The sequence below is a fragment of the Saccharothrix sp. NRRL B-16348 genome, from assembly GCF_001280085.1.
Taxonomy (GTDB): domain Bacteria; phylum Actinomycetota; class Actinomycetes; order Mycobacteriales; family Pseudonocardiaceae; genus Actinosynnema.
The window spans coordinates 72,434-94,869 of sequence record NZ_LGED01000217.1 but is presented as its reverse complement, the minus strand read 5'-3'; the positions used below and the strand labels follow the sequence as shown (position 1 = coordinate 94,869).

22 protein-coding genes are annotated in these 22,436 nt (G+C 72.5%); 16 read left to right on the top strand and 6 right to left on the bottom strand.

Annotated features, from left to right (window positions below):
- Positions 1-218 precede the first annotated feature (218 nt).
- Entirely contained in the window at positions 219-1,247 is a 1,029-nt protein-coding gene (locus tag ADK67_RS29470) for an endo-1,4-beta-xylanase (RefSeq protein WP_442974202.1), read from the top strand.
- On the top strand, positions 1,148-1,642 hold the full coding sequence (locus tag ADK67_RS55440) for a cellulose binding domain-containing protein (RefSeq protein ID WP_442974201.1): 495 nt from the start codon (positions 1,148-1,150) through the stop codon (positions 1,640-1,642). The genes ADK67_RS29470 and ADK67_RS55440 overlap by 100 nt, the downstream gene beginning before the upstream one ends.
- A gap of 125 nt (positions 1,643-1,767) precedes the next feature.
- Here ADK67_RS55440 and ADK67_RS29465 read toward each other — a convergent pair whose 3' ends face one another.
- The gene (locus ADK67_RS29465) at positions 1,768-2,187 is read right to left on the bottom strand and encodes a hypothetical protein (protein WP_053719785.1); all 420 of its coding nucleotides are present in this window, start codon (positions 2,185-2,187) and stop codon (positions 1,768-1,770) included.
- Positions 2,188-2,275: 88 nt separating this feature from the next.
- Here ADK67_RS29465 and ADK67_RS29460 point away from each other — a divergent pair, with 88 nt between their 5' ends.
- From ADK67_RS29460 to ADK67_RS29445, 4 genes are all read left to right on the top strand, one after another.
- Positions 2,276-2,608 (top strand): PadR family transcriptional regulator, encoded by a 333-nt coding sequence (locus ADK67_RS29460; RefSeq protein WP_053719784.1) that lies wholly within the window; start codon positions 2,276-2,278, stop codon positions 2,606-2,608.
- Positions 2,605-3,261, top strand: a complete 657-nt coding sequence (locus tag ADK67_RS51345) for a permease prefix domain 1-containing protein (RefSeq protein ID WP_053719783.1) — start codon at positions 2,605-2,607, stop codon at positions 3,259-3,261. Before ADK67_RS29460 ends, ADK67_RS51345 begins: the two co-directional genes overlap by 4 nt.
- A 173-nt stretch (positions 3,262-3,434) precedes the next feature.
- Positions 3,435-4,841: a cellulase family glycosylhydrolase gene (locus tag ADK67_RS29450; RefSeq protein WP_053719782.1), complete on the top strand. Its 1,407-nt coding sequence runs from the start codon at positions 3,435-3,437 to the stop codon at positions 4,839-4,841.
- A 157-nt stretch (positions 4,842-4,998) separates the two neighbouring features.
- Positions 4,999-5,703, top strand: a complete 705-nt coding sequence (locus ADK67_RS29445; protein WP_053719781.1) for a hypothetical protein — start codon at positions 4,999-5,001, stop codon at positions 5,701-5,703.
- A gap of 82 nt (positions 5,704-5,785) precedes the next feature.
- On the opposite strand, the gene ADK67_RS29440 is transcribed toward ADK67_RS29445, so the two are convergent.
- The gene (locus tag ADK67_RS29440; RefSeq protein ID WP_053719780.1) at positions 5,786-6,088 is read right to left on the bottom strand and encodes a SelT/SelW/SelH family protein; all 303 of its coding nucleotides are present in this window, start codon (positions 6,086-6,088) and stop codon (positions 5,786-5,788) included.
- Between the two features lie 746 nt (positions 6,089-6,834).
- Between ADK67_RS29440 and ADK67_RS29435 the strand changes: the two genes are divergently transcribed.
- Genes ADK67_RS29435 through ADK67_RS52830 form a run of 5 tightly spaced genes read left to right on the top strand, consistent with a single transcriptional unit; the run spans position 6,835 to position 11,519 of the window.
- Positions 6,835-7,368 (top strand): carbohydrate ABC transporter permease, encoded by a 534-nt coding sequence (locus tag ADK67_RS29435; protein WP_197289672.1) that lies wholly within the window; start codon positions 6,835-6,837, stop codon positions 7,366-7,368.
- Entirely contained in the window at positions 7,361-8,209 is an 849-nt protein-coding gene (locus ADK67_RS29430) for a carbohydrate ABC transporter permease (RefSeq protein ID WP_053719779.1), read from the top strand. The genes ADK67_RS29435 and ADK67_RS29430 overlap by 8 nt, the downstream gene beginning before the upstream one ends.
- Positions 8,210-8,219: 10 nt before the next feature.
- Positions 8,220-9,494 (top strand): ABC transporter substrate-binding protein, encoded by a 1,275-nt coding sequence (locus ADK67_RS29425; protein ID WP_053719778.1) that lies wholly within the window; start codon positions 8,220-8,222, stop codon positions 9,492-9,494.
- The gene (locus tag ADK67_RS52835; protein ID WP_197289671.1) at positions 9,494-10,792 is read left to right on the top strand and encodes a hypothetical protein; all 1,299 of its coding nucleotides are present in this window, start codon (positions 9,494-9,496) and stop codon (positions 10,790-10,792) included. The genes ADK67_RS29425 and ADK67_RS52835 overlap by 1 nt, the downstream gene beginning before the upstream one ends.
- Positions 10,737-11,519, top strand: a complete 783-nt coding sequence (locus tag ADK67_RS52830) for a hypothetical protein (RefSeq protein WP_197289670.1) — start codon at positions 10,737-10,739, stop codon at positions 11,517-11,519. Before ADK67_RS52835 ends, ADK67_RS52830 begins: the two co-directional genes overlap by 56 nt.
- A 140-nt stretch (positions 11,520-11,659) precedes the next feature.
- On the opposite strand, the gene ADK67_RS51340 is transcribed toward ADK67_RS52830, so the two are convergent.
- Positions 11,660-11,989, bottom strand: coding sequence for a hypothetical protein (locus ADK67_RS51340; RefSeq protein WP_053719777.1), 330 nt, complete (start codon positions 11,987-11,989; stop codon positions 11,660-11,662).
- A gap of 56 nt (positions 11,990-12,045) precedes the next feature.
- Positions 12,046-14,922 (bottom strand): AAA family ATPase, encoded by a 2,877-nt coding sequence (locus tag ADK67_RS29410; protein ID WP_082403989.1) that lies wholly within the window; start codon positions 14,920-14,922, stop codon positions 12,046-12,048.
- Here ADK67_RS29410 and ADK67_RS29405 point away from each other — a divergent pair.
- Together ADK67_RS29405 and mmuM are read left to right on the top strand one after the other, a co-directional pair.
- Positions 14,921-15,520: a phosphoribosylanthranilate isomerase gene (locus ADK67_RS29405; RefSeq protein ID WP_053719775.1), complete on the top strand. Its 600-nt coding sequence runs from the start codon at positions 14,921-14,923 to the stop codon at positions 15,518-15,520. The two genes, ADK67_RS29410 and ADK67_RS29405, sit on opposite strands and share 2 nt — an antisense overlap.
- A gap of 96 nt (positions 15,521-15,616) precedes the next feature.
- Entirely contained in the window at positions 15,617-16,516 is a 900-nt protein-coding gene (gene mmuM, locus ADK67_RS29400) for a homocysteine S-methyltransferase (protein ID WP_231648413.1), read from the top strand.
- A gap of 3 nt (positions 16,517-16,519) precedes the next feature.
- Here mmuM and ADK67_RS29395 read toward each other — a convergent pair whose 3' ends face one another.
- A complete protein-coding gene (locus ADK67_RS29395; protein ID WP_053719773.1) occupies positions 16,520-17,263 on the bottom strand; it encodes an SDR family oxidoreductase in 744 nt (247 codons plus the stop codon).
- Between the two features lie 185 nt (positions 17,264-17,448).
- On the opposite strand from ADK67_RS29395, the gene ADK67_RS29390 reads away from it, so the two are divergent.
- From ADK67_RS29390 to ADK67_RS29380, 3 genes are all read left to right on the top strand, one after another.
- Positions 17,449-18,936 carry a beta-xylosidase gene (locus tag ADK67_RS29390; RefSeq protein WP_053719772.1) on the top strand — a complete coding sequence of 496 codons (1,488 nt, stop codon included), beginning with the start codon at positions 17,449-17,451 and terminating at the stop codon, positions 18,934-18,936.
- A gap of 93 nt (positions 18,937-19,029) precedes the next feature.
- Positions 19,030-20,397, top strand: a complete 1,368-nt coding sequence (locus ADK67_RS29385; protein ID WP_053719771.1) for a hypothetical protein — start codon at positions 19,030-19,032, stop codon at positions 20,395-20,397.
- Between the two features lie 72 nt (positions 20,398-20,469).
- Positions 20,470-21,153, top strand: coding sequence for a TetR family transcriptional regulator (locus ADK67_RS29380; protein ID WP_082403987.1), 684 nt, complete (start codon positions 20,470-20,472; stop codon positions 21,151-21,153).
- Between the two features lie 40 nt (positions 21,154-21,193).
- Here the strand turns inward: ADK67_RS29380 and ADK67_RS29375 are convergent, their stop codons facing one another.
- Positions 21,194-22,147, bottom strand: coding sequence for an alpha/beta fold hydrolase (locus tag ADK67_RS29375; protein WP_197289669.1), 954 nt, complete (start codon positions 22,145-22,147; stop codon positions 21,194-21,196).
- Positions 22,148-22,436 lie beyond the last annotated feature (289 nt).

Here is a 22,436-nt window from a genome sequence, read left to right as displayed (position 1 = left end):
TGCGGTCGGGTGCCGCCCCCGACGGTTTCCGCCTGCGCTGCGCACGCTCTCTGGAGGACCGACTCAACGAACTGTCGTTGGCGTGGAGGAATCCCGTGGCACCGGGCCCTCCCTCGCCAAGTGTGCGGATCCGGATCACCCCGCCCCGGCGGTCCGGGTCGCCCGAGCAACCCAACCACCACCTGCCGAACCCGCAGGTGCTCCCAGAAGGTGCAAACATGAAGCTGACATCGAGGTCAGTGTTGCGAGCGGCACTCGTGTCGACGTTGGTAACCGCCACCACGGGTGCCGCGGTGCTCCTGGCGACGTCGGCCAGCGCCGGGACCACTCTCGGCGCCTCCGCGGCCGAGTCGGGCCGCTACTTCGGCACGGCCGTCGCCGCGGGCAGGATGGGCGACTCCACGTACATGGGGATCCTGAACCGTGAGTTCAACATGGTGACGGCCGAGAACGAAATGAAGATGGACGCCACTGAACCGCAGCAGAACCGGTTCAGCTACACCAACGGCGACCGGATCGTGAACCACGCGCGCAGTCAGGGCATGCGGGTGCGCGGCCACGCCCTGGCGTGGCACTCGCAGCAGCCGGGTTGGATGCAGAGCATGTCGGGCAGCGCGCTGCGGTCGGCGTTGCTCAACCACGTCACGCAGGTGGCCACCTACTACCGGGGCAAGATCTACGCCTGGGACGTGGTGAACGAGGCGTTCCAGGACGGCAGTTCGGGTGCGCGTCGTGACTCGAACCTGCAGCGGACGGGCAACGACTGGATCGAGGCCTCGTTCCGGGCGGCGCGTGCGGCGGACCCGGGCGCCAAGCTCTGCTACAACGACTACAACACCGACGACTGGACGCACGCGAAGACCCAGGCCGTCTACCGGATGGTGCAGGACTTCAAGCAGCGCGGCGTGCCGATCGACTGCGTCGGGTTGCAGTCGCACTTCAACAGCCAGAGCCCGGTGCCCGGTAACTACCAGACCACGCTGCAGAACTTCGCCAACCTGGGCGTGGACGTGCAGATCACCGAGCTGGACATCGAGGGCTCCGGCTCCGCGCAGGCGTCCAACTACGAGCGCGTCGTGAAGGCGTGCCTCGCGGTCGCCCGTTGCACCGGCATCACGGTGTGGGGCATCCGGGACACCGACTCACGGTGTGGGGCATCCGGGACACCGACTCGTGGCGCGCCTCGGGCACCCCGCTGCTGTTCGACGGCTCCGGCAACAAGAAGGCCGCCTACACCTCCACGCTGAACGCCCTCAACAGCGGCGGCACCACCGTGCCCACGTCGACGACGACGTCGACGACGGACCCGACCGGCCCCACCACGACGACCACGACCACGGTTCCCGGCCCGGGTGGCTGCACCGCTTCGGTGTCGCTGAACTCCTGGAACGGTGGTTTCGTCGCCACGGTGAAGGTCACCGCCGGATCCTCGGCGATCAACGGGTGGACGGTCACGACCAACCTGCCGTCCGGCGTGTCGGTGACCAACGCGTGGAGCGCCGACCGCTCCGGCAACAGCGGCACCGTCCAGTGGCGCAACGTCAGCTACAACGGCAACGTGGCGGCCGGGATGTCGACCGAGTTCGGCTTCCAGGGCACCGGTTCGGCGTCGGGCATCACGCCGACCTGCTCCGCCGGCTGATCAGCTGATCAGGTAGTGCGCCGCCTGGTGCGGGGACTCTCTTCCGTCCCCGCACCAGGCGGTCGGCGTGTTCCGGAACCGCGAGCACCGCGGTCCGTCCACTCCGGAGTTCCGGCGCGGCACCGTCACGCCCCCGTCGTCGAGCCGGGGCGCACGATCATCAGCACGACCACGACCGCCCACAGCAGGTTGAACACGCCGGTCGTCATGGCCAGCCGCTTCGCCGCGCCGGTCGCGCCGTCGAGCACCCGCCGCTGCGCGGGCAGGATCGCCAACGCCAGCAGGCCCGCCGCGACCGCCGTCAGCGCCACGGACACCAGCAGCCACGCGTCACCGAGCACGCCGAGGCTCGCGCCGGTGGCGACGCCGAAGACCGGCACGGTGATCCCGATCACGGTGTACGTGCGACAGATCCGGTGCAGAAACGCGGCGATCTTGTCGGGCGACTCCCGCGCGAACCGGGGGAACAGCGAGGCGGCCACGGCGATCGGCCCGACGGCGAGGATCGCGGCGATGACGTGGACCGAGAGCAGGAACTTGGTCACCAGGGCTCCATGGGTACGTAGGCAGCCAACGTATGTCGGCTGCCAATAGGTACCACACCTACCTAGCCGTTGTGTAGGCTGCCAACCCATGAAGGCGGACGCGGTGCGCGGGCACCTGGACGCGATGCTGCTCGCGGTGCTCGAACCGAGGCCGCTGCACGGCTACGCGGTCATCACCGCGGTCCAGCGGCGCAGCGGCGGCGCGCTCGAACTGCGCACCGGCACCGTCTACCCGGCGTTGAACCGGCTGGAACGGCTGGGGTTGCTGCGCAGCCGCTGGCAACCCGTCGCCGACCGTCCCCGGCGCTGCTACGAGCTCACCGACGCGGGTCGGCGCCACCTGGTGGACGCGCGGTCGACGTGGCGGGACTTCACCGCCACGATCGGTGCCGTGCTCTCGTCGGCGAGGCACGCCACGTGAGCGCGGTGCGCGACGTCGACCCGGTCGAGAACTACCTCGCGACGCTGACCACGGCCCTGCACGGCCCGGCGCGGGCGAAGGCCGCGATGATGCGCGAGGTGCGCGACGGGCTGGACGACGCGGTGGAGGCGCAGACCCGCTTCGGCGTGCCCCGAGTCCAAGCGGCCCGCCGCGCGGTGCGCGACTTCGGCGCGGCGGACGAGATCGCGCCGTCGTTCCAGCGCGAGCTGACCATCGCCCAGACCCGCCGCACCGCCCGCGTCGCCGCCGTCACCGCGCCGGTCCTGGTGGTGTGCCAACTCCTCGTGCACACCGCCGCCGTCGACTGGCGGCTGGGCGCGCTCGCCGTGCACCTGGCCGCGCTGGCGACCGCCGCCGGCCTGCTCGCCGTGACGGCGCTGGTGGCCACCGGTCCGCTCACGCGGATGCTGCCCACGCCGCACCGCTTGCCGTTGGCCGTGGCGTGGACGGCGACCGCCGCCGCCGTGGGCATGGCGCTCGCCGCCGTCGCGCTGGGCGTCACCTCGGCGTTGTCGACGGACTGGCCGGTGACCGCGCTCGCCGGCGTGCTGGCCACCGCGTCGCACGGGGTGGTCGCCGCATCGGCCCGCGAGTGCCGTCGGTGCGTGCGCGCGGGGGGAGGGGCGCGTTGACCAGGCGCGTCGGGTGGTCGCCACCTGGTCGAACGGTGATCGATCGACACGCAGGGTCACCGCGAAATGTCAGGGTGTGAGACGGGCTCTGTACGGGCGCGCGCCTCCCGGTGTACGTTCCCGGCGGGTCTGGGAGCGCTCCCAGACATCCTTCGAAGACGAGGAGGGGCTCAGTGAAGCGCTCCACCGCAGTTCTCGCGGCTTGCGCGGTGGCCCTCGGCTCAGCGGCGACGATGTTGCCGAACGCCGTGGCCGCCGCCCAGGGCTGCAAGGTCGACTACACCGTCACCAGCCAGTGGTCCGGCGGGTTCCAGGCCGGCGTCAAGGTCACCAACCTCGGCGACCCCATCAGCGGGTGGTCGCTGACCGTCGCGTTCCCGAACAGCACCCAGCGGGTCACCCAGGGCTGGAACGCCACCTGGACCCAGTCGGGCTCCACGGCGACCGCGACCAACGTCGACTGGAACCGGACGCTGTCGACCGGCGCGTCGACCGACCTCGGTTTCGTCGGCTCGTACTCGGGCAGCAACCCGACTCCCACGTCGTTCGCGCTCAACGGCGTCGCCTGCACCGGTTCGACCACGTCGACGTCCACCACGTCGTCCACCACCACGACGACGACCACGACGCCGCCGGTCGGCCGCAACCCGGTCGAGATCAACGGCCAGCTGCGGGTGTGCGGCGTCAACCTGTGCAACCAGTACAACCGCCCGGTCCAGCTGCGCGGCATGAGCACGCACGGCATCCAGTGGTTCGACAAGTGCTACAACAACAACTCGTTGGACGCGCTGGCGAACGACTGGAAGTCCGACCTGTTCCGCATCGCGATGTACGTGCAGGAGCAGGGCTACGAGACCAACCCGTCCGCGTTCACCAACCGCGTGAACAGCCTGGTCGACATGGCCGAGGCGCGCGGGATGTACGCGATGATCGACTTCCACATCCTCACGCCGGGTGACCCGAACTTCAACCTGCAGCGGGCCAAGACCTTCTTCGCCGCGGTCGCGCAGCGCAACGCGAACAAGAAGAACGTGATCTACGAGATCGCGAACGAGCCGAACGGCGTGAGCTGGGCGTCGATCAAGAGCTACGCCGAGCAGGTCATCCCGGTGATCCGCGCCGCCGACCCGGACGCCGTCGTCATCGTCGGCACCCGCGCCTGGTCGTCGCTCGGCGTGTCGGAGGGCTCCAACGAGACCGAGGTCATCAACAACCCGGTCAACGCCACGAACATCATGTACGCGTTCCACTTCTACGCCGCGAGCCACAAGGACAACTACCGCGCCGCGGTCAGCCGCGCCGCGTCGCGGCTGCCGCTGTTCGTGACGGAGTTCGGCAGCGTGCTGGCCACGGGCGGCGGCACCTTCGACCGCGCGAGCACCACCGCGTGGCTGGACCTGCTCGACCAGCTCAAGATCGGTTACGCGAACTGGACCTACTCGGACGCGAACGAGAGCAGCGCGGCGTTGCGCCCGGGCACCTGCAACGGCGGTGACTACTCCAGCAGCGGTGTGCTCACCGAGTCCGGGGCGTTGCTGAAGAGCCGGATCAGCACGCCGGACAACTTCCCGACCAGCTGACGCACTCTCCACACAGGACGGGGCCTCGCATTCGTGCGCGGGGCCCCGTCCTTCTTGTCGCACGATCGGGTGACCCGGCCGGAGAAGGGACCGGAATTGTCGGTGCCCGTCGTTAGCTTGCCGATCGGGGGTACGAACCGATCAGGGGGAGCGAGTCATGGCACCGGGTTTCTACACCGACGGTAAGGGCCGCGTCAGGCCGATCACCGACAAGAAGGTCGGTCCGGGGACGGTCGTGGCGGCCGGGGTGCTGGTGTTGGGCCTGGTGGGCTCCGCGGGCGCGGCCGGCGGGGGAGGACTGCTGGGGTCGAGCGCGGGCAGTTCGGCCGGGTCGTCCAGCGTGGCGGCGCGCAAGGTGGACGGGCAGAAGGCGGCGAAGCGGGGCGACCGCGACGGCGCGTGGCAGCGGATGGGGATGCGACGGCTCGACGACCGGGTGCGGCGGCAGGTGGAGTGCCTGTCCGCCTCGCACGGCGAGGTCCGGGAGTTCTTCACGCACACGCCATGCACGTCGCTGGACCGGATGGTGATCGCGGTGGGCGACGGTGCGGGCAACAACGCCGTCGTGTCAGTGGCGTGGGTCGGCTTCCGGACCACGCGTGACCTGCGTGCGTTCAAGCGGATCGAGGACCGCCAGGGCAGCGGCGACATCCACCCGCTCGGCGCGTCGTTGCTCGGCCTGGCCGACATCACGTTCACCGGCCACAACTACGGCACCGACATCGACCGCACCACGATCACCATCGCCGAAGCCGAACCCGCGGCCGGTCACCTCGACGCGGCGACGTTGGACGCCTTGGCCGAGGTAGCCGCCTACTTACCGCGCCCTGACCTGGTGCGCCCTGACCCGGTGCGCCCCTGACGTGCTGCGGCCCGGGACTGCGCGGGCCGCGGGCCTGTTGCGGTGCTGGCCTGCTGTGGCGCGGGGCCTGCTGCGGCGGGGGCTACTCCGGGGATGCCTTGCGGTGGCGGTCGGTGTGGCCCAGGTCGCGGTCGGGGGCGATTCGGTCGCGCACCAGTTGCTTGAGGACGGCCAGGTCGGGGAAGCCGTCCTGCGCCTTGCGGGACCACAGCGTCTCGCCGTCGAGCCGGACGTCGAACACACCGCCCGTGCCGGGGACGAGGGCGACTTCGCCCAGCTCGGTGGTGAACGTGGTCAACAGCTCCTGCGCGGTCCACCCGGCGCGCAGCAACCACCGGCACTGCGTGCAGTACTCGATCTCCAGGCGGGGCTCTCGTGCGGTCACCGGCCCAGTATCCCGAGGAGGGTGGCGGATCGACGGTTGGCGGTGACGGCGATCACGGCGCGGTTGCGGGATAACCGCCTGTCCCGGGCGATACCGGGAAGGTGTAGTCGTGCACGCTGTAAACCTGTTCGCGAAAGGAGCCGCGAAAACCGGAAAATCAGCCGCAGCGGGCCGCGATCGACCTCCCACGGGTGGACGATCCGGGGCAGGGCAAATCACCCGCCGACGTCACTGCGGCCCTTTTTCCTAAGGTTGCGCAAATTGTCGAAGTTGTTCAAGGGAATGCGTTGTCGATGGTAGACAGGAGTGCGGAAAGAAAGCGGTTTCCCCGACTGCGGCGCCGGGCGGGTCCGGTGCGCGACGTCACCGAGGAGGGCGCGTGGCCGAGTCCCGGACCAAGGGTGGTCTGCGCCGCCGTGACGGTCGGGCGGCCTACGCGTTCCTGGCGCCGTGGATCGTCGGGATGGTCACGATCACGATCGGCCCGATCCTGGCCTCGCTCTACCTGTCGTTCACGAACTACTCGCTGCTGCGCCCGCCGAAGTGGACGGGCCTCGCCAACTACACCCGGATGTTCGGCGACGAACGGCTGCTGAACTCGCTCGGCGTGACGTTCCGGTACGTGTTCGTCTCCGTGCCGCTGCAGTTGGCCGTGGCGCTGGGCCTGGCGCTGCTGCTCAACCGGGGGCTGCGGCCTGGCGTTCTACCGGTCGGTCTACTACCTGCCGTCGTTGCTGGCGGGCAGCGTGTCGATCGCGATCCTGTGGCGGCAGATGTTCGGCACCGACGGCCTGGTCAACGACCTGCTCGCCCTGGTCGGCGTGGAGGGCGTCGGCTGGATCGCGCACCCCGACTTCGCGCTGGGCACCCTCGTGCTGCTCAACGTGTGGACGTTCGGCGCGCCGATGGTGATCTTCCTGGCCGGGCTGCGGCAGGTGCCGACCACGTACTACGAGGCGGCCACAGTGGACGGGGCGGGCCGGTGGGCGCGGTTCCGGCACGTCACGGTGCCGCTGCTGACCCCGATCATCTTCTTCAACCTGGTGCTGCAGCTGATCGGCGCGTTCCAGACGTTCACCCAGGCGTTCGTGGTCAGCGGCGGCACGGGCGGTCCGTCGGACGAGACGCTGTTCTACACGCTGTACCTGTACCAGCGCGGTTTCGGGGCGTTCCAGATGGGCTACGCCTCGGCGCTGGCCTGGTTGCTGCTGGTGATCATCGCGGCGTTGACCGCGGTGAACTTCCTGCTGGCCAAGCGATGGGTGTTCTACGGTGACTGACCCGTACGCGCGTGAACGCCGGCTGCCGGTGCCGCTGCGGCACGGCCTGCTGGTCGTGCTCGGCGTGGTGATGCTGTACCCGCTGCTGTGGCTGCTGTCGAGCTCGTTCAAGCCGACCGACACGATCTTCCGCGACCCGTCGCCGTGGCCGAGCGGGTTCTCCCTGGCCAACTACGTCGAGGGCTGGACCGCGCTGGGCGCCCCGTTCCAGCGCTACCTCGCCAACTCGGCGATCATCGCGGTCGCGTCGGTGGTCGGGAACCTGCTGTCGTGCTCGATGGCCGCGTACGCGTTCGCCCGGCTGGAGTTCCGCGGCAAGAAGGCCATGTTCGCGATGACGCTGGCCACGATCATGCTGCCGGTCCACGTGCTGATCGTGCCCCGGTACGTGCTGTTCTCCGAGCTGGGCTGGATCAACACCTACCTGCCGCTGGTCGTGCCGAAGTTCCTGGCCACCGACGCGTTCTTCATCTTCCTGATGGTGCAGTTCATCCGGTCGCTGCCGACAGAGCTGGACGAGGCGGCCCGCATCGACGGCTGCGGCCACTGGCGGATCTTCTGGCGGATCGTCATGCCGCTGTGCACGCCCGCCCTGGCCACCACGGCGGTGTTCACGTTCATCTGGACCTGGAACGACTTCTTCAGCCAGCTGATCTTCCTGACCGACCAGGACCTGCACACCGTCCCGGTGGCGCTGCGCACCTTCGTGGACGGCCAGGGCCGCAGCTCGTGGGGCCCGCTGTTCGCCATGTCGGTGGTCGGGCTGGCGCCGGTCTTCGGCTTCTTCCTGGCCGGGCAGCGCTACCTGACCCAGGGGATCGCGACGACGGGCATCAAGTGAGGAGACGGTCATGACGAAGCTCGTGCTGTGCCTGGTCGGCGTGGCGGCGCTGGCGTTGTCGGGCTGCTCGTCCGGTCCGGGCGACGCCGGGGGACCGGTCGAGCTGCGGTTCTCGTGGTGGGGCAACGAACAGCGCGCCCGGGCCACGGAGCAGGCGATCGACGCCTTCGAGGCCGCGAACCCGGGCATCGCGGTGAAGGGCGAGCACGCCGACTTCACCGCCTACTTCGACCGGATCGCGACCCAGGTCGCGGCGGACGACGCGCCGGACGTGATCACGATGGGCGGCGTGTACCCGCGCGAGTACGGCGGCCGCGGCGCGCTGCTCGACCTGGCCGAGGTGAGCGGCTCGCTGGACCTCGGCTCGCTGGACGGGCCCGCGGTGGCCAACGGCAGGTTCGACGGCGTCCAATACGGCGTGCCGACCGGCGTGAACACGTACGGGGTCGTGGCCAACCCGGCGGTCTTCCAGGCCGCCGGCGTGCCGCTGCCCGACGACGACCGGTGGACGTGGGCGGACTTCGAGCGGATCGCGGGCGAACTCGCCGACAAGGCGCCCGAGGGCACGGTCGGCGTGGAGGACCCGACCGCGCCGGAGACGTTGGAGATCTTCTCCAAGCAGCGCGGCGAAGGGCTCTACACTCCCGACGGCGAGGTCGGCGTCAGCACCGGAAGCGTCGAGGAGTGGTTCCGGATGACGACCCGGCTGCGTGCCGCCGGCAGCACCCCGCCGGCGACCGTGACGATCGAGCAGGCGGCGCTGTCCGCGCCCGAGCAGACCCTGATGGGCCGTGGTGTCGCCGGGATGCGGTTCGACTGGAGCAACCGGCTGACCGCGCTGCGCACCGCGTCCGCCGAGCCGCTGGTGATGCTGCGCGCGCCGGGCGAGACGGCGGCCGAACGGCCGGGCATGTGGTTGCAGGCGTCGCAGCTCTACACGGTCAACGCCGCCACCGAGCACCCCGAGGCGGCGGCGAAGCTGGTCTCGTTCCTGGTCGACGGCCCGGCGGCGGGCGCGGCCATCGGCACGGACCGGGGCATCCCGGCGAACAGGACGGTCCGCGAGGGCATCGCCGGCTCGCTCGACGAGCACCAGCAGGTGGAGGTGGCGTTCATCGACGAGGTGAGCGGCAAGGTCACCGACGAGCTGGTGCAGGGTCCCGTGGGCTCCACGGACACGCTGCAGATCCTCCAGCGGGTCAACTCGGACGTGCTGTTCGACCGGATCGGCCCGCCGGACGCGGCACGGCGGTTCGTGGACGAGGTCACCGCGGCGATCGGCTGATGGCGAAGGTCGACCGCCGGGCGCTGGTGGACCGGTACGCCGTCGAGGTGACCGAGGTCGACCCGCGGTCGCCGCTGTCGGTGGGCAACGGCGAGCTGTGCGGCACGGTCGACGTGACCGGGTTGCAGACGTTCCCGCGGCTGTACGCGGCCGACGGCGGCACGCTGCTCGGCACGATGGCGCAGTGGGGCTGGCACAGCGCGCCGGCGCCCGGGCACGTCCCGGACCTCGCCGACAGCGTCCGCTCCTACGACACGCCACGCGGGCGGGTGCCGTACGTCGACCTCGCCGACCTGGACGCGGCCACGCCCGGCCAGCGGTGGCTGCGCGCGAACCCGCACCGGCTGGACCTGGCCCGGATCGGGCTGGCGCTCGGCCGGAGGTCACCCGATCCGGACGACCTGGGCGAGCCGCGGCAACGGCTCGACCTGTGGACCGGGACGATCACCAGCGCGTTCCTGCTGGCCGGGATGCCGGTGCGGGTGACCACGTGCTGCCACCCGGACGTCGACGCGCTCGCGGTGCGGGTGGCGTCACCGGGGCTCGCGGGCGGTGGGCTCGCCGTCCGGATCGCGTTCCCGTACGGCTCGGAGTCGTGGCACGACGCCGCCGACTGGGAGAGCCCTGATCGGCACGAGAGCGCGCTGCACGTGCTCGCGGACGGCGCGCGGATCGACCGGCGGCTCGACGCGACGCGGTTCCCGGTGCGCGTCCACGTCGACGGGGGCGCGACGGTGCGGCGGACCGGGCCGCACGAGTTCGTCGTGGCGACCGGCGGTGACGTGCTGGAACTCGGGGTGCGGTTCGGGGTGGGCGGGCCGGTGGCGTTCACCGAGGCGTTGACCGCGAGTGAGCGCTGGTGGCCGCGGTTCTGGTCGTCCGGCGGCGTGGTCGAGCTCGACTCCAGCGAGGACGAGCGCGCGCCGGAGCTGCAGCGGCGGATCGTGCTGTCGCAGTACCTCACCGCGATCCAGTGCGCGGGGTCGCTGCCGCCGGCCGAGACGGGGCTGACGACGAACAGCTGGCGCGGCCGGTTCCACTTGGAGACGCACTGGTGGCACGGCGCGCACTTCCCGTTGTGGGGGGAGGGCTTCGCTGCTGGCCAGGAGCCTCGACTGGTACTCGCGGAACCTGGGTGTCGCCCGTGCCGCGGCCCGTGGTCAGGGGTACCGGGGTGCGCGGTGGCCGAAGCAGGTCGGGCCGGACGGGCGGGAGAGCCCCAGTCCGATCGGGACGTTCCTGGTGTGGCAGCAGCCGCACCTGATCCACCTGGCCGAGCTGGTGCGCCGGTCGGGTGATCGGGGTGCGGTGGCGCGGTACGGCGAGTGCGTGCTGGAGACGGCGGCGTTCATGGCGGACTTCGCGGTGGCGACGGAGGACGGCTACGCGCTCGGGCCGCCGCTCGTGCCGGCGCAGGAGTCGTACTACCGCGACCGGGCCGCGGTCGCGAACCCGACGTTCGAGCTGGCGTACTGGGCGTGGGCGTTGCGGGTCGCGCAGCGGTGGCGGGCGTGGCTGGGGTTGGCGGAGGACCCGTCGTGGACGGCCGTGGCGGACGGGCTGGTGCCGCCGACCGTGCGCGACGGCCGGTACGCCGCGATCGGCACGCCGCCGTGGACCGTGCGCGAGGACCACCCGTCGATGCTGTACGCGCTGGGTTTCGTCCCGGAGACCGGTGTGGTCGACCACGCGATCATGCGGGCCACGCTGCACGACGTGCTGTCGGACTGGGACTGGCCGGGCACGTGGGGCTGGGACTACCCGGCGATGGCCATGACCGCGACCCGCTTGGGCGACCCCCGGACCGCGGTGGACGTGCTGCTCAGCGACACGCCGAAGAACGGCTACCTGCGCAACGGGCACAACCGGCAGTCCGACTGGCTGCCGGTGTACCTGCCGGGCAACGGCGGGCTGCTCGCCGCGGTCGCCCTGATGGCCGCGGGCTGGGACGGGGGCCCGCCGACCCCGGGCTTCCCCGCCGACCGCTGGACGGTGCGGCACGAAGGCCTGGTCCCGGCGCCGTGAGGGTGGCGCGGGGCCGGTGCCAGCCCCCAGGTGTGACACCGGCCCCGTTCGGCGGAGAGCGGGCGAGGAGTCCCGGTCTCCGCCGGTCATCGCCGGTGGTGGCGGGGCTCCCCCGAGCACCGCTACCACCGGCTGGACCGTCAGCCGGGTTGGACCGGCTCGACGCCGGGCATCCCGGTGGCCCGGTCGAGCGGCACGGCGGAGGCCTCGACGATCCGCTCGAAGGACACCCCGGCCCGGTCGAAGACCCGCTCCAGCGCTTCGGCGTCGTCGGCCGCGAACACGCCGAAGTAGCTGTCGTCACCGGGAACGGCGAGGCAGCACCGCACGGTGACGGGCGGCGCGCACAGGTCGGCGGCGGCGCGCACCGCGGCCATCGCGGCGGCGACCTCGCGCGGGTTCGCCGCGTGCAGGTAGCACTCGGCCAGGAAGAGCCTGGTCGGCGGCCGATCGACTCCGACTGCGGTCATGCCGCAACCCTCGTCCCCACAGCCGGCCGGCGAATCGGGGAGCGACCCCACAGTTGCTACCCCTGGCGCAGGAACTCCAGCCGGGCCAGCTCGCGGCGCGTGCGCACGCCGGTCTTGCGGTAGATGCGGGTCAGGTGCGCCTCGACGGTCTTCTCGGTCACGTACGCCGCGCCCGCGACCTCCCGGTTGCTCAACCCGGCCGCCACCAGCCGCGCGATCCGCAGCTCCGTGGCGGTCAGCTCGTGCTCGTCGCCGCGGCGCAGCCCGAGCCGGGCCAGTTCCGCGTCGACCTCCTCCACCCACGACGGCGCGCCCAGCCCGTCGAACGCGCGCCGTGCCGCCAGCAACGCCTCCCGCGCGGCGAGCTTCAGCCGCCGCCGCCGCAACACCCGGCCGCGCACCAGGTCCGTGCGCGCCAGCTCGAACGGCATCGGCAACCGGTCCAGCGCCTCGGCCGCCGTCGCCAACGCCTCCTCCGCGCCCTCCGGATCACCCCACGCCATCCGCACGAGCGCGCGCGACCTGGCCGCGACCACCGTGATCCACGGTCGGGGCGCGCGGTCACGCCGCTCCTCCAGCTCGACCAGCAGCCGGGTCGCCTCGGCGTGCTCGCCCAGTTCGACCACCGCCTCCACCAGGTCGCCGTACAGCGTGCTGATCGGGAAGTCGGCCATGCCCACCTCCGCGCACAACGCCATCGCCGCCGTCAGGTGCCCGCGCGCCGCGCCCGGCTCGTGCCGGGAGAGCTCGACGAAACCCAGCACCGCCCGCTGGTGCACCGCGACCCACGGGTCGCCCAGCTCCGTGGCCACGTCCAGCCCGCGCGTGGCCGTGTCGTGCGCCTGCCGCCACCGGCCGCGGTGCGCGTCCACCAACGCGCGGGTGTACAGCGCGTAGGCGAACCACGGCCGCTGCCCCGACTGCTCCGCCGCCTCGACGGCCTCCACCGCCCGCTGCCCGGCCCGCGCCCAGTCGCCGAGCCACACGTCCAACTCGGCCAGGTGCACCAGTTCCTGCATGGCCACCGCCTCGTCCTCGCGCGCGACCTCCTCGCGGTGCGCCTCCTCGATCAGCGCACGTCCCCGCACCGGGTCCAGGTACTTCGCCAGCACGCGCCGGGTGTTGCGGGCCGACCGCGCCTCACGGGTCTGGTTCGTCGGCGACACCAGGGCCGCGCCGCGCTCGACGTCGTCGGTGAACAGCCCCACCCCGGCCAGCAGCCGGTAGTAGGCGCCGGCGACCAGGACGCACGCCAGCAGGTCGGTGGGCACGTCGTCCTCGTGGCCGGTGATGGCCTCCAGCGCCTGCTCGGTGTTGCGGCACCGCAGCCGCGTGTCGTGCTGGCAGAACAACGACCGGCGCAGGTACGCGGTGGCCCGCAGCACCGGGTCGTCGCCGACCTGCGCCAACGCCTGGTCGGTCAACGCGGTCGCCTGGACCGGGCCGTCCTCGAAGAACACCACGTACGCCAGGTCGATCAGCACCGCCGCCCGCTCCGGACCCGCCGGGACGTCCTCGACGTCGACCGACTCCAGCAGCTTCCGCGCGCCCGACGCGTCACCGGCGAGGTACCGGCACATCACCGCCGAGGTCAGCAGGACGGCCCGGTGCCGCGGGTCGGACGCGTGCGCCCCGGCCAGCTCCCACAGCCGGGCCGCGGCGTTGGGCGCGTTGCGGGCCTGGGCGTCGCGCGCGGCCTCGCCCAGCGCGTCGGCGACCGCGGGGTCCGGGCCGTCGGTGCTCAACGCGAGGTGCAGCGCGCGGGTCTCCGGGTCGTCCACGACCTCGGCGAGCCTGCGGTGGACCCGCCTGCGCCTGCTCCCGGACGCGGCGGAGAGCAACGTCGAGCTCAGCAACGGGTGGGTGAACCGGATCGCGCCCGACACGATCTCGACCACGCCGTGCTCCTCGGCATCGACCAGCGCGCTCTCGGCCCGGCCCGGGTCGTCCGACGCCCGGCGCACCAGGTCGACGGTCGGCTGCGACAACGCCGCCGCGCACAGCAAGGCGTCCCGGCTGTGGTCGGGCAGCACGGCGAGCCGGTCGGCGAGCAGGTCCCCGACCGCGCGCGTCGTGGTCAGCGGCAGGCCGAACGCGCCGATCTCGCCGGGATCGGGCAACGCGCGGGCGATCTCCAGGGCGTAGAACGGGTTGCCGCCGCTGGCCTGCCGGAGGCGGATCAGCGTCGGCCGCGGCAACGGCGTGCCGAGGTGCGAGCGGACCAGCCGGTGCAGGGCGCCGAGGCTCAACCCGGACAGCCGCAGGTGCGCCAGGTCCTCCCGCCCGGCCAGGCCGAGCGGGACGTCGCCGTCGGCCGAGCGGACCGACACCACGACCGCCACGTGCTCGTCGGCCAGTCGGCGCGCCACGTACTCCAGGACGGCGGCGGTGGGCTCGTCCAGCCACTGCGCGTCGTCCACGGCCAGCACCACCGGCGCGGTCGCCGCCATCGCCCGCACGACGTTGAGCACGGCCACGTGCACCGCGCGCGGATCGCCCGGCCCGTCCTCGGCGTCACGGCGCAGCAGCGCGACGTCCAGCGCCGTGCGCTGCGGGCCGGGTAATCGGGCGATCACCCCGTCGTCCACGTGTTCCACCAGGTCGATCAGCCCGCCGTAGGACAGCCGCGCCTCCGCCGCCGCGGGCCGGCAGGACAGCACGGCGTACCCGCGCCGTTCCGCGTCCCGCAGCACGTGCTCCCACAGCGAGGTCTTGCCGATGCCCGCCTCACCGGACACGACCAGGCACGCGGCGCCCGTCCGGGCCCGGTCGAGCACCCCGGCCGCCACCGCCGCCTCGGGCTCCCGCCCGATCAGTTCCCGCCCGGCCTGCCGCACGCGCGCGCCACCTTCCCGCCGCGGGGGCCGCGGCGCCGCACCCACTATCACCACGCGGTCCGGGCACGGGAAGCCCACCGCTACTGTCTGCGGCATGTACGTGAAGTTGTGCGGGCTGCGCACACCGGCCGACGTCGCCGCCGCCGTGGACGCGGGGGCCGACGCGGTCGGTTTCGTGCTCAGCGCGAGCGTCCGGCAGGTCGATCCCGAGACCGCGCGACGGCTGGTGCGCGAGGTGCCGCCGCACGTGCTGTCGATCGGCGTGTTCAGCGGGGTGGCGGCGGCGGACGTGCGCCGGCTCGCCGAGGAGTCCGGCGTCGGCGCGGTGCAGCTGCACGGCGACTACCCGCGGGCCGCGTTCGACGAGGTGGCCGCGGCCGGGGTGCCGCTGGTCCGGGCGGTCGCGCTGACGGCGGACACCGACGTGCGGGTCGGCGCGTACGGCGAGCAGATGCTGCTGCTGGACTCGCCGCGGGCGGGCTCGGGCCACCGGTGGGACCTCGCCGCGCTCGACGGCGCCCGGCCCGACGGCCGCTGGCTGCTGGCGGGCGGCCTGGGCGTGGACAACGTCGCCGAGGCCGTCGCGCAGGCCCGGCCGTGGGGCGTGGACGTGTCGAGCGGCATCGAGGCGAGCCGCGGGATCAAGGACCACGGGCTCATGCGGGAGTTCGTCGCCGCCGCGCGTGCCGCCTGACGCCCGCCCGACCGCCCACCGGCCGACCGCCCGCCCGCCCAACCGCCCGCTGGCCGCGAACAGGTGGACGAGTGTCGAGTCTGTAGGGTCGTGGACGTGTCCGAAGAACGGCTGTCCGACGTGCTGGCCCGCCGGGTGGTGGTGCTGGACGGTGGCCTGTCGACCGCGCTCACGGCCGCCGGGCACGACCTGTCCGACTCGCTCTGGTCGGCCCGCCTGCTGCTCACCGACCCCGACGCGATCACGGCCGCCCACCTCGCCTACTACCGGGCCGGCGCCGAGGTCGCGATCACGTCCAGCTACCAGGCCACGTTCGAGGGCTTCGGCCGGCGTGGGCTCACCGAGGCGGACACGACCGGCCTGCTGCGCGACAGCGTGACCCTCGCCCGCCGTGCCGCGTCCGAAGTGGACGGACCGCGGTGGGTGGCGGCGTCGGTCGGCCCGTACGGCGCGATGCTCGCCGACGGCTCGGAGTACCGCGGCCGGTACGGCTTGGCGCCGGGCGCGCTGGAGTCGTTCCACCGGCCCCGGATCGAGGTGCTGGCCGAGGCGGGCGCCGACGTGCTCGCGGTCGAGACGATCCCCGACGTCGAGGAGGCGGAGGCGGTGCTCCGGGTGGTCGCCGGGTCGGGCGTCCCGCTGTGGCTGTCGTACAGCGCGCGGGGCACGCGCACGTGCGCCGGTCAGCCGTTGGCCGAGGCGTTCGAGGTCGCGCGGGACGTGGCCGAGGTGGTCGCCGTGGGCGTCAACTGCTGCGACCCGGCCGACGTGGACGAGGCCGTGGCGATCGCCCGGACGGTGACGGGCAAGCCGGTCGTGGTGTACCCGAACAGCGGCGAGAGCTGGGACGCCACCACCCGGAGCTGGACCGGCGCACCGGCCTTCGAGCCCGCGCGCGTGGCCGGCTGGGTGGCGGGCGGCGCGCGGCTGGTCGGCGGCTGCTGCCAGGTCGGCCCGGGGACGATCCGGGACCTGGCGGACGCGGTGAAGGGCTGACCGTCAGCCGCGTCCGATGAACGGCATGGTGGTCGCCATGACCGTCATGAACTGCACGTTGGCCTCCAGCGGCAGGCCGACCATGTAGCGGACCGCGTCGGCGACGTGCGCCACGTCCATGGTCGGCTCGGCGGCGATCGAGTCGTCGGCCTGCCGGACGCCCTCGGACATCCGCTCGGTCAACGGGGTCGCGGCGTTGCCGATGTCGATCTGGCCGCAGGCGATGCGGTGGCGACGGCCCTCCAGCGAGATCGACTTCGTCAGCCCGGTGATGGCGTGCTTGCTCGCGTTGTAGGCGATGGCGTCGGGGCGCGGGGTGTGGGCGGAGATGGAGCCGTTGTTGACGATCCGGCCGCCCTGCGGGTCCTGCTCGCGCATCACCCGGAACGCGGCGCGGGCGCACAGGAACGCGCCGGTCAGGTTCGTGTCGACCACCTTGGACCACTGTTCGACGGTGAAGTCCTCCAACGGCGTCGCGGGCACGTTCGTCCCGGCGTTGTTGAACAGCACGTCCACCCGCCCCCACCGCTCGCGCACGGTGGCGAAGAGGGCGTCGACGGACGCCTCCACGGTGACGTCCGTCGGCACGACGAGGACGTGCCCGGCGGGCGCCAGGTCGGCGGTCTCGGTCAGCGCGTCCGCACGTCGTCCGGCGAGCGCGACCCGGTGCCCGGCGTCGAGCAGCGCGCGGGCGACGACGCGCCCCACACCCGAACCGGCGCCCGTCACCACCGAAACCGGGGCCATGGCGTTCTCCCTCCAGCGGATCTCCCAGCGGACGTCGACCCGGCCGGTCGACCTCCCCTGTCTACCTGATCGGACCTGCGGCGACGGTGCCGAGACCGGGCGCGACAGCGGAGCCGTCGTGCCGCAGACGGTCGGTGACATCGTTTCTCACCCGTATGGATTAGTTGACCACTAGACTGGGTGGTGTGTCCCCGCGTCGACCGCTTTCCGTGCTGCTGGCTGCCTGCGTGCTCGTGGGCACCGTCACAGGATGCGAGAACTCGGTCGAAAGCGGCTCGATGAGCCTCGCCCCGACGCGGACGGCCACGTCGTCGTCATCGGCGCCGGCGCCGCCCCCGCAGAAGCTCGTGCTCGCGGTGGACAAGCCGCGGCAGAGCCCCGGCGTCGTGGTGGCCGGCGGCGCGGACGCGCCGTACAACTACGCGCCTTCCGTGCTCCGCGAGGGCGGCCGGATCCGGGCGTGGTGGTGCAGTCAGCTGGGCAGCGCGCAGCCGGGCGGCGATGACATCCTGTACAGCGAGGGGCCGACGCTGGACGCCGCGTTCAGCGCGGCGGCCCCCGTCTTCTCCGGCAGCCACAGCGGGTTCGACGCGATGCACGTGTGCGACCCGTCGGTGATCCACGTCGGTGGCACCTACTACATGTATTACACGGCCGCCTCGCGGGACAACCACGCCAACGGCAGCGCCGTCGGTGTCGCGACCAGCCCGGACGGCGTGGTGTGGACCCGCGCGAACAACGGTCAGCCGATCATCGTGCCGTCCAACGACGTCCTCCGCGAGAACACCTACGGCGCGGGCCAGCAGTCCGCCGTGCACGTCGACGGCTGGTTCTACCTGATGTTCACCGACACCACGGGCCGCGGCGCGCAGCCGAACGGCGCCGGCCAGTTCGTGCTCCGCTCCCGGGACCCCCTGTTCGGCAAGGGCGTCCAGGCGCTGGGCGACGGGGGGATGGCGCCGGTGGCCTCGACGAACCGGCCACGCGCCCGTTCGGTGGTCGAGGCGTTCAGCGCGGACTGGATGTGGATCGACGCCGTGTCGGCGTTCGCGATCGCCCACGAGACCGACGCGGGCACCACGGTCACGTTCTGGGACAAGGACTTCACCCGTCACCCGTTCGACCCGGTGCTGATCCCCGGCGTGTGGCGCGAGGGGCCGGGGCTGGTGCGCACCGCCGAGGGCCACGCGCCGATCGACCCCGCCGACCCGTGCGGCCGGGTGTCCCTGGACGTGCTGCGCGCGACCGCGATCGGCGCCGCGGGCGCGCCGACGGACATCAGGCACTTCGGCCTCGACGCGGTCGGCCTGCGGGGCTGCGCCACGACGGCCGAGGTCGGCGCGCTGAACGGCTACACCGTGCCGTCGCCGGAGAACACGGCCGACGTGGTGGTCGGCGACAAGGTGGTCCGCTTCGAACGCCGTTCGGTGGCGGTGAAGTTCTCCCGCGGCGTGCTGGCGGAACGGCCGGCGGTGGTGGACTCGCTGCCGGTCGCGGTCCGCGTGCCCGCGGGGGCGCAGGCGGTGCGCGCCCCGGACGGCGAGGTCGGGCTGGTGCTGGACGACAAGCTGTGGATCGTCGACTCGGCCGAGGTGGCGGCGCTGAACTCGTCCCCGGTCAAGGACGTGACCGCGGGGCAGTGGGCCCGCTACGAGCGCGGCCGGTTCTCGTAGCCGGATCCACCGGCGGGCACCGCCGCACGACCGCTGACGGCGGACGGGTATTTTCCCGCTACCCGGTTCACGGTGCAGGGGGAGGGCCGCTGGATGACGGTGACCGACGAGGCTGGGCCGAGAACCGGCGGGCCGGGGCTGCGCGCGCTGGCCGACGGCCTGCTGCCCCCGCCGCCCGCACCTCCGGCGTCACGGGGGCGGACCGCGGCGGGCTACCTGCTCGCGTTCGCCGCCGCGCTCGCGTTCCTGCTCCTCACCCCGGCCGGGTGGGCCCGGCTCGACCACCTGTGGGCCGAGGACGGCGCGCGGTTCATGGTGGACGCGGTCACGTTGCCCGCGTTCTCGAACCTGGTCGATCCCTACGGCGGCTACCTGCACGCGCTGCCCCGGCTGGTGGCCGAACTGGTCGCGCTGCTCCCGCTGGAGTGGACCGCCGCGGGTTTCGCGGTCTCCGCCGCCGTGCTGCGCGCCGTGGTCGCACTGATCTCCTTCGCGGCCTCCGGCGCGTACCTGCGCTCGCTGCCGCTGCGGGTCGCGCTCGCGGCGCTGGTGGTCGTGCTGCCGGCCGGCAACTCCGAGCCGTTGAACAACATGGCGAACCTGCACTGGTTCCTGCTCTACGGGGTGTTCTGGGCACTGTTGTGGCGCAACGCCCCACGTGTGCCGGTCACGCTGTTCGTGTTCCTCGCGGCCGTGTCGAGCCCGCTGGTGCTCGTGTTGCTGCCCATCGCGTTGCTGCGGCTCGCGTTGCCGCGCAAGGAGCTGCCCGTCGCGTTCCTCGCGGGGGCGCTGGCGCAGGGCGTGACGATGCTGTTCGCCGAGCGGCTCGCGTACTCGCACGACGCGGTCGACCCGGTGCAGGTGGCGCTCGCGACCCTGCTGCGGGTGCCGGTGGTGGCGTTCACCGGGTCGGAGCAGGTCGCCCGGTTCTACCCGGAGCACGGGAACCTGCCGATCCTGGCCGCGCTCGTGCTCGCCGCGGCGCCGGTCGTGGCGGGCCTGCGGTGGGGTGACCGGGCGGGCAGGCTGCTGGTGCTGCTCGGCGTCGGGCTCGGCGCGCTGGTCATGGTCGTGTCCTTGACCGCCAACTGGAGCGCGGTCCTGCAGGCTCAGCAGCCGACGGTGGTGATGGCCGGGCAGCGCTACAGCGTCGCGCCGTGCCTGTTCCTGTTCGCCGCGATCGCGGTCGGTCTCGACGCCGTGCCCGCCCGGCGGTGGGAGCGCCTGGCGGTGGTCGCCGGCCGGTCGGTGATCGGGCTCGTCGTGCTCGCGAGCGTGCTGCTGCACCTCCGCTCGGACCGGGTGGTGCTGAACGGGGTCCCGTGGGACGAGAGCGTCGCGCGGGCACGTGTGCAGTGCGTCGAGGGCGGCCCGGTCGGCCGCCTGGAGCACGAGCCGACGGACTGGTTCTTCGAGGTGCCGTGCCGGTACGTCGTGGACGGTGCCCGCACCCGGCCGTGACCGGTCGGGGTGACCCCGCGGTACCTGCGCGAACGCCCGACCAGCGCTGATCCGGCCGCGTGACGGGGTACGGTGTGGACCGTGGTGGCGGACGTCGGCAGGACCCCCCGGGCGGAGCAGGTCGGAGCTACGCGGCAGCAGATCCTCACCACGGCGGAGCGGCTGTTCGCCGAGCAGGGCCTGTACGCGGTGTCGAACCGGCAGATCAGCGCCGCCGCCGGGCAGGGCAACAACACCGCGGTCGGCTACCACTTCGGCGCCAAGGCCGACCTCATCCGGGCGATCATGCTCCGGCACACGTCCCGGATCGAGTCGTTGCGGCAGGACGCGGTGGCCGCCGTCGCCGGGTCGCGGGACGTGCGGGACTGGGTGGCCTGCCTGGTCCGCCCGGTGACCACCTACCTGGCCTCGTCGGGCGACCCGACCTGGTTCGCCCGGTTCAGCGCGCAGGTCATGACCGACCCCGCGTTCCGGGTGATCATGGCGGAGGAGGCGCTGACCGAGGCCTCGCTGCGGCACGTGGTGGACAACCTGATCGCGCTGCTGCCCGACATGCCCGCCGACGTGCGCGAGGACCGTGCCGACATGGTGCGGCACCTCATCGTGCACGTGTGCGCCGAGCGCGAGCGCGCCCTGGCCGAAGGCGCCGCGACGTCGAGGTCGACGTGGGACGAGACGGCGAACGGCCTGATCGACGCGATCACCGGGCTGTGGACGGCCCCGTACACCGCCGAGCCGGGCCCGCCGGGTCCGTGATCGACCGGACACCGGCGGTCCCGCCCGGCGGGGTCCGGGCTCAGGCGAAGAACTGGGTGAGGTGGTCGATGACGGTCTGCGGCGATTCCTCGACCAGGTAGTGGCCCGAGTCGGGCACGACGACGACCCGCACGTCCGTCGCCTGGGTGGGCAGCGTGGCCCGCATCTGCGCGGCGAAGGCGCCGTCGGCGAGGTTCGACACCATGCCCAGGATCGGCGCGCGCACCCGGTCGTAGCCGGCGAGGTCGACCACGTCCTGCCCGAACGTGCCGTACCAGGCGTTGCCGCCCCGGATGTTGTCCGGGTCGTCGTAGTGGTGCGCGTACACGGCGCGGGCCAACTCGTCGACGGCGTCGCGGTTCACCAGGAAGTTGTCGAAGATCCAGTCGACGAGCAGCCGCGAGCGCCCCGCGAGGAGCTGCTCGGGCAGCTCGGTGACGTGGTTGAACGCGAACCACCAGGGGTGGTACAGCTGTCCGGGCAGGGGCACCATGCGCAGCTCGTACACCGACTCGTCGGGGTGGAGGATGTCGAGCATGGCGACGCGGTCGGTGGCCTCGGGGTGGTTGGCCGCGAAGCTGAACGCGATCTGGGCGCCGATGTCGTGGCCCGCGATGTCGACCCGGTCGTAGCCGAAGGCCCGCACCAGGCCGAGGACCACGTTGGCCATGCTCTTCTTGTCGTAGCCGCCGGCCGGCTTGGCGGAGGTGCCCATGCCCGGCAGGTCGGCGGTGATGACGCGGTGCCCGGCGGCGGCGAGCGCGGGCATGATTTTGCGGAACTCCCACCACGTCTCGGGCCAGCCGGGCAGCAGGATCAGCGGCTTGCCCCGGCCGCCCGCGACGTAGTGCAGGCGGACACCGTTCACGGTGAGGTGGTCGCTGTGGAAATCGCCGCCCAACGACCGGGCCAGTTCGGCGTCGGTGGGAACGGCGGTTCCCGCCACGCCCGCGTCGGTCGTCGTCGAGATCACCAGATCATTGTTCCTCGTCACGTCGTGTTCCTCTTCCCAACGTTCGAGCACGCCGTCGTGCCAACGCGGTCTGCGGAAATGGGTGTGTTCCGGACAGCGTGGGTGAACGTCTCTGTGGAGGGGCGGTGAACCCCATCATGGATTACGGAACCGGCCGGTACATCTTCGAGGTTGCCTTTGCCCGGGAATGGCATCGCGGGCCACCGCGGGACCTGCCGCGGACCGGGGGAGTGGCACTGTCGCGTTATTCGACCTGTGTGCGAATCCGGGCCGTTCCGGCACAAGTCATCCAGCGAACATGAGTGTTGCT